This is a genomic window from Desulfosalsimonas sp., assembly GCF_055149105.1.
On the sequence record NZ_JBSRLA010000102.1, the window covers coordinates 1 to 5,881 of the forward strand.

The window sequence follows — 5,881 nt, forward strand, 5'->3', positions numbered from 1 at the left end:
AATATCTGCGTTACGCGCGATTCCTCAGAATTTCACGTACGGATAAGTACGCTGCATTCTTCGGAATCGCGCAAGCCTTGATCTTAAACTTTTTACGGCGCCATCTGAAAACTTACTTTTTACGAAACCATCACCTTTAAGCTCGCAAGGACAAAAAAATGCAGTTTCCCGATTACCGGCCCCGGCGCCTGCGGCAGACCGGGGCTTTCAGACGCATGGTCCGCGAAACAACCCTGAAAACAGACGATCTGATCATGCCTTTTTTTGCCATTGGCGGAAAAGACGTGAAAAATCCCGTACCCTCCATGCCCGGTCAGTACCAGATGTCTGTGGACAACCTGGTCAAAACCGTCAAGCAGGCCGCGGACCTGGGTCTTCCGGCAGTGATTGTCTTCGGCCTGCCGGACAAAAAAGATCCCCTGGGCACAAAAGCCTATGCCAAAGACGGCATTGTCCAGAAAGCCGTGCGCGCGGTCAAGGACAAGTGCCCGGACATGATGGTGATCACTGATGTGTGCCTGTGCCAGTATACGGACCACGGCCACTGCGGTATTGTGGACAAGGGCGTGATCGACAATGACGGCACCCTTGACCTTCTGGCCCGCACCGCCCTTTCCCATGCCCAGGCCGGCGCGGACATGGTGGCCCCGTCAGACATGATGGACGGCCGTGTGGGAATGATCCGGGAAACCCTGGATGAAAACGATTTTGCCAATGTGCCCATCATGTCCTATGCAGCCAAATACTGCTCGGCCTATTACGGCCCGTTTCGGGAAGCGGCCGATTCCTCGCCGCAGTTCGGCGACAGGCGCACCTACCAGATGGATCCGGCCAACGCACTAGAGGCCGTCAGGGAGGCATCTCTGGATGTCACCGAGGGCGCAGATATTCTCATGGTCAAGCCAGCCCTGCCCTATCTGGACGTGATTTACCGCATCCGGGAGGAGTTTGACCTGCCGGTTGCGGCCTATAATGTTTCCGGCGAATACGCCATGATCAAGGCGGCGGATCAGATGGGCTGGCTTGACGGCAAAGCCGTTGCCCTGGAAACACTGACAGCCATCAAGCGCGCAGGGGCGGACATGATTCTGACCTACTTTGCCATGGAAGCCGCACAGATGCTGAATGAATAAGGAATTGACCCGATGACTTCTGATCCCAAACATCCCCATGCACAGTCATCCGCCCAGGGCGGCCCTCCCGGCGGCCCGGGCACCCTGCGGCTGGTGGCCTGGGAAACCACCCGAAACTGCAATCTCTCATGCGTGCACTGCAGGGCCGCGGCCACTTGCGGGCCGTATACCGGAGAACTCGATACCCAGGCGTCCTTTCGCCTGCTGGACCAGATCGCGGAAACCGGCAGCCCCATCGTGATATTAACCGGCGGCGAGCCCATGCTGCGCGAAGATATCTACGACATTGCCGCCTACGGCACCCGGCTCGGCCTTCGCATGGTCATGGCGCCCAACGGGACCCTGATCACCCCGGAAACAGCCCAAAAAATCGCCGATTCCGGGATCCAGCGCATCAGCGTGAGTCTGGACGGGGCTTCAGCCGAGCGTCATGACGGATTCAGGGGCGTGGAAGGCGCCTTTGAAGGTGCCCTTTCCGGCATCCGGGCGGCAAAGCAGGCAGGCATTGAATTTCAGGTCAACACCACCATCACGCAATTAAACCGTGATCAAATCCCGCAAATCATGAAACTTGCCGAGGATCTGGGGGCCGTGGCATTGCACATTTTCCTGCTGGTACCCACTGGCCGTGGCAAATATATCGTGGATCAGGCCATCACTGCACAGGAATACGAAGAGACCCTGAACTGGTTTTATGACCAGAAAAGCCGCACAAACCTGCAGCTCAAAGCCACTTGCGCGCCTCATTACTACCGCATATTGCGCCAGCGGGCCCGGGAGGAAGGAAAATCCGTGACCTGGCAGACCCACGGTCTTGATGCGGTCACCCGGGGTTGTCTGGGGGGCACAAGCTTCTGCTTTATCTCCCATCAGGGAATCGTCCAGCCCTGCGGGTTTCTGGATTTACACTGCGGGGATGTGACCCGGGAATCCTTTGTCCATATCTGGAAAAATTCCGAACAATTCCAAAAACTCCGGGATTTTGACCAGTTAAAGGGCAAATGCGGGATCTGCGAATACAAGCGGGTCTGCGGCGGATGCCGGGCCCGGGCATACGAAGCCACCGGCGACTGGCTGGCAGAAGAACCCCTTTGCCTGTATGAGCCCGCCAAAGGCAGGGTGAATGCAGCCCCATGACCTGACCTGCCGCCAGATGGCCGGCCAGCGTATTATCGCCGGTTTTCAGGGCACAGGGATTAACGCGGATTTAAAACATCTGATCCGCGACTTCTGTGTTGGCGGCATTATCCTGTTTTCCCGAAACATTGAAACCCGGGGGCAATTGCGACGGCTCACTGCGGATGTGCAGAAATATGCCAAAGACTGCGGCCGGCCGCCGTTGTTTGTTGCCGTGGACCAGGAAGGCGGAAGCGTGGCAAGGCTAAAAGCCCCGGATTTTACGGAATTTGGCGATGCCGCGGATTTTGCCGGCAAAACCGACGCGGCCCGGTTTGCCCGGATTACGGCGGCAGAACTGGCTGATTTGAGCATCAACATGGACATGGCCCCGGTCATGGACGTGGCCGACCCTGGCATTCAAAGCATCATGGCCAGACGCGCCTTTGGCACAAATCCCGGTTATGTGGCGGAAATGGGCACAGAGATCATCAACGGCCTCCAGAAAAACCGCATCATGGCCGTGGCCAAACACTTTCCCGGCATCGGCCGCACGACTCTGGATTCCCACCTGGATCTGCCGGATCTCAATACCCCGGCCCAAAGCCTTTATGCCCGGGATCTGGTTCCGTTTCAGGCGGCTGTAAAGGCAGATGCCGCCGGGATCATGCTTTCTCACATCCGGTATATGGCATTTGACAGCCTTTGGCCGGCCAGCCTGTCTGCTGCACTGGCCGCAGAACTGCTGCGCACCGGGATGGGGTATAACGGGCTGGTGATGACCGATGATCTGGAAATGGGGGCGGTGGAAAAACACTACGGCATGGAAACCATGATTTCGCAAATCATGGCTGCGGGCATTGATATTGCCTTGATCTGCCACTCAATGGACAAGATCAGAACAGCGGCGCAAATATTTGAACAGGCCATAGAGGACGAAAAGCAATACCGGCGCCAGGCTGAATCGGTTTCCCGCATTGTCTCAGCCAAGCGCCGGTATTTATTCTAAGCGTTTTTATTGTTATCGATCATGTATGATAAGCCTGTAAAAAGTCTTTTTTACAGGCAGTGTTAAGTTTTAAGTGATTAAGTGTTAAGTAAAATCAAAAAGTTGTCTCTTTAGTGGTTGACGGTGATATCCGTTTTAGGACTTTTTACGGCACCATCATGTATTATTGCAGCGATTCCAGTGCCTTTTTGCGCTGCTGTTCGTATTCGGCTTCCGTAATCAGGCCCTCTTCGTAAATTTCCTTTAAATATTCCAGCTGATCCCTGACTTCCTTGCGAAGGGCTTCCTTGTCCTGCGGGGAAGGTGCCGGTGCCGGCTGAACCTGCTGCGCGGGCTGCCGGGTCTGCATCTGCTGCGGCGGCTGGACCTGCCGGAAAGACTCGCCCTGCTGCGAGCCGGAGGGTTCGGCATACTGCATACCGGTCTGCTGACCGATTTGCCGGGCAACGGCTGCCCTGAGATGTTCGAGATTGACAGCCAGGCGCATGGGCGCTGATTTTCCGTCTTCAAACTGATACACCTGCATGTAAGGCTTGGGCGCAATCACCTCGGTGTCTGCGTGCCGGAGTTCCAGCACGTCAAACCGATGGCTGGATCTTGACCCCTCGGGCTCGCCGTCCACGTCAATGACCGCATTGATCCAGGCAAAGGCGATGTGCAGGGTGCCGTTTTGATCCACAAACATCACACCTTCAGTTTTGCGCTGTTTTTCAAAGATCAGCTCAACTGCCCGGTTATGAGAGGTAAAATGAACCCGCTGGCCGGAATCCGCCGAAGCCAGAGCCTTGGAAAGCGCCGGGGCCAGACGGTCGATTTCCCTTTGCTGAAAAATCTGGGCTTCACCGGATCGGCCGATGACCGAGGGCTGGGGCATATAGCGCAAATCCTCGAGGAGCCAGCTCATGGTAAACGAATTGATTTCCGCCGGGTGCCTGTAGTTCTGATCCACCACCTGCCCGTTTTTCATCTGCTGTTCCAGGCGGACCACCACGTTTTTGTCCTTTGCCACATCCGTGTCCTTCCACCCACCGCCGGAACTGCAGCCCGCTGCAAACAGTGCAACCAGTAAAACCGCGATCATGTATCGCTTCATTTCATTTCCCCCAAACATTTGAGATTCGTTAAACATATTATTTCCGTGAGATGCAATTAGAACAGCAAAGCGCCGGGACAGGTTTTTATCCCATGATAAATCCGGAGCCCGCCATTTCAGATGCCCGGTACACATCATAGGCGGCCTCGTCCAGGGGATAGTCCCAGCAGCCCTGGCGATGCAGCATCCAGCCGCCAAAGCCGGTTTTAAACCGATAAAGCCCGTACATGGGATGCTCCGGATCAGGATAGGGAGAGACGCCAAACAAATCGTATTCCCGGCATCCGGCCTTGCGGGCCCGGCTGATGGCCTCCCACTGTACGGCATACGAGGCCATCCGGTTCTTATGGTCCGAAGATGAGGCCCCGTATAGATAAGTCGCCCGTGACCCGGAAATGGCCAGAATGATCCCGGCCAGGGGCTTTCCCTCTGCCTCTGCCATCAGCAAATGCACACTTGCCGGGGACTGGCATTGCCGGTTTTTCACCTGAAACACCGAGGCAAAGTAGTCCATGTCATTTAAGCTCATGTTGTGCCGACGGGCGGTCTGGCAGTACAGATCATACCAGGCGGCCAAACCCTCCATGCCCGCATCGCGCACGGTCACCCCTTTTTTTGCAGATAACCGGATGTTGTAGCGGGTCTTGGGCTTCATGCGGGCAAGGATCCGGTCCCTGTCAGATGCCACGTCCACCAGCACGGTATCCGGCGGCAAAAGGTCAGTCGGGGCTTTTCTCAGGTTCCAGTGCTCGGTATCAAAATTCATCCGCATTTCCTGAACCCTGACCTTTGGGGCTCCCATCCACTGGTTGTCCTCGGTGTACCGGTCCGGCTCATCTGCCCACGGAGACTGCCAGGGCAGATCATAGCGAATAAAAACACAGTTTTCCGGCAACTGGGTTCGGAGTTCCTCCGAAAGGTTTTCCAGCCAGCACCCGCGGCGTTCTTCATCCGGCAACAGCTCCGGCCCAAAGGGCACGTAGGCCATGCACGAATCCGTGCCAAGGCTGCGCAGCACCACCAGCATATCCCGGCTGCCGCCCCGGGGATATGAATGCATAGACTCGGTTTGTCCATTTTCAGCCCGCTCCTTTGGCTTTACCATGAGGTCAAATGCCCGGGCCTGCCGGCCCTGCTGTTTTTTGAGCCGGCCCCAGTAAGCGGTCTGCTGCAGGTGCGGGGTGGGAATCAGATGTCTTGTTTTCTTCGGGATTACGGATACATCCATGGTCAGTATTGTCTTATCCGAAACGGTAAAACCATTCCGGTTTGTCTCCTTTTTTGCGTGTTTCCGCCTGTCCTGCGGGAATTTGTGAAATTTTTGCCACATTACACAACATCACCCCCCAAGGTCAAGCCTTCATAAAGTTTTTAGCCGGATATGGACAATGCGGGAAAATATATGCAATTATACCCTCTGATGGCACCGTAAAAAGTCTGATTTCAGATGGCGCCGTAAAAAGTTCAAGATCAAGGCTTGCGCAATTTCGAAGAATGCAGCGTACTTAGCCGTACGTGAAATTCTGAGAA

At 55.6% G+C, this 5,881-nt stretch carries 5 protein-coding genes; 3 read left to right on the top strand and 2 right to left on the bottom strand.

Going from position 1 to position 5,881, the window contains the following annotated elements; translation table 11 throughout:
* Positions 1–158: 158 nt before the first annotated feature.
* Genes hemB through ACTCIA_RS15945 form a run of 3 tightly spaced genes read left to right on the top strand, consistent with a single transcriptional unit; the run spans position 159 to position 3,258 of the window.
* Complete coding sequence (gene hemB / locus ACTCIA_RS15935; RefSeq protein WP_463002793.1) at positions 159–1,133, top strand: porphobilinogen synthase; 975 nt, start codon at positions 159–161, stop codon at positions 1,131–1,133.
* Between the two features lie 12 nt (positions 1,134–1,145).
* Positions 1,146–2,270 (top strand): heme b synthase, encoded by a 1,125-nt coding sequence (gene ahbD / locus ACTCIA_RS15940; RefSeq protein ID WP_463002794.1) that lies wholly within the window; start codon positions 1,146–1,148, stop codon positions 2,268–2,270.
* Positions 2,257–3,258: a glycoside hydrolase family 3 N-terminal domain-containing protein gene (locus ACTCIA_RS15945; RefSeq protein ID WP_463002795.1), complete on the top strand. Its 1,002-nt coding sequence runs from the start codon at positions 2,257–2,259 to the stop codon at positions 3,256–3,258. Before ahbD ends, ACTCIA_RS15945 begins: the two co-directional genes overlap by 14 nt.
* 163 nt (positions 3,259–3,421) lie before the next feature.
* On the opposite strand, the gene ACTCIA_RS15950 is transcribed toward ACTCIA_RS15945, so the two are convergent.
* Together ACTCIA_RS15950 and ACTCIA_RS15955 are read right to left on the bottom strand one after the other, a co-directional pair.
* Positions 3,422–4,351 carry an SHOCT domain-containing protein gene (locus ACTCIA_RS15950; protein ID WP_463002796.1) on the bottom strand — a complete coding sequence of 310 codons (930 nt, stop codon included), beginning with the start codon at positions 4,349–4,351 and terminating at the stop codon, positions 3,422–3,424.
* A gap of 85 nt (positions 4,352–4,436) precedes the next feature.
* The gene (locus ACTCIA_RS15955) at positions 4,437–5,579 is read right to left on the bottom strand and encodes a lipid II:glycine glycyltransferase FemX (RefSeq protein ID WP_463002797.1); all 1,143 of its coding nucleotides are present in this window, start codon (positions 5,577–5,579) and stop codon (positions 4,437–4,439) included.
* Positions 5,580–5,881: the final 302 nt, after the last annotated feature.

Coding starts and splice junctions, on each gene's coding strand:
- hemB (WP_463002793.1), top strand. CDS start 159: ATGCAGTTTCCCGATTACCGGCCCCGGCGCCTGCGGCAGACCGGGGCT.
- ahbD (WP_463002794.1), top strand. CDS start 1,146: ATGACTTCTGATCCCAAACATCCCCATGCACAGTCATCCGCCCAGGGC.
- ACTCIA_RS15945 (WP_463002795.1), top strand. CDS start 2,257: ATGCAGCCCCATGACCTGACCTGCCGCCAGATGGCCGGCCAGCGTATT.
- ACTCIA_RS15950 (WP_463002796.1), bottom strand. CDS start 4,351: ATGAAGCGATACATGATCGCGGTTTTACTGGTTGCACTGTTTGCAGCG.
- ACTCIA_RS15955 (WP_463002797.1), bottom strand. CDS start 5,579: ATGGATGTATCCGTAATCCCGAAGAAAACAAGACATCTGATTCCCACC.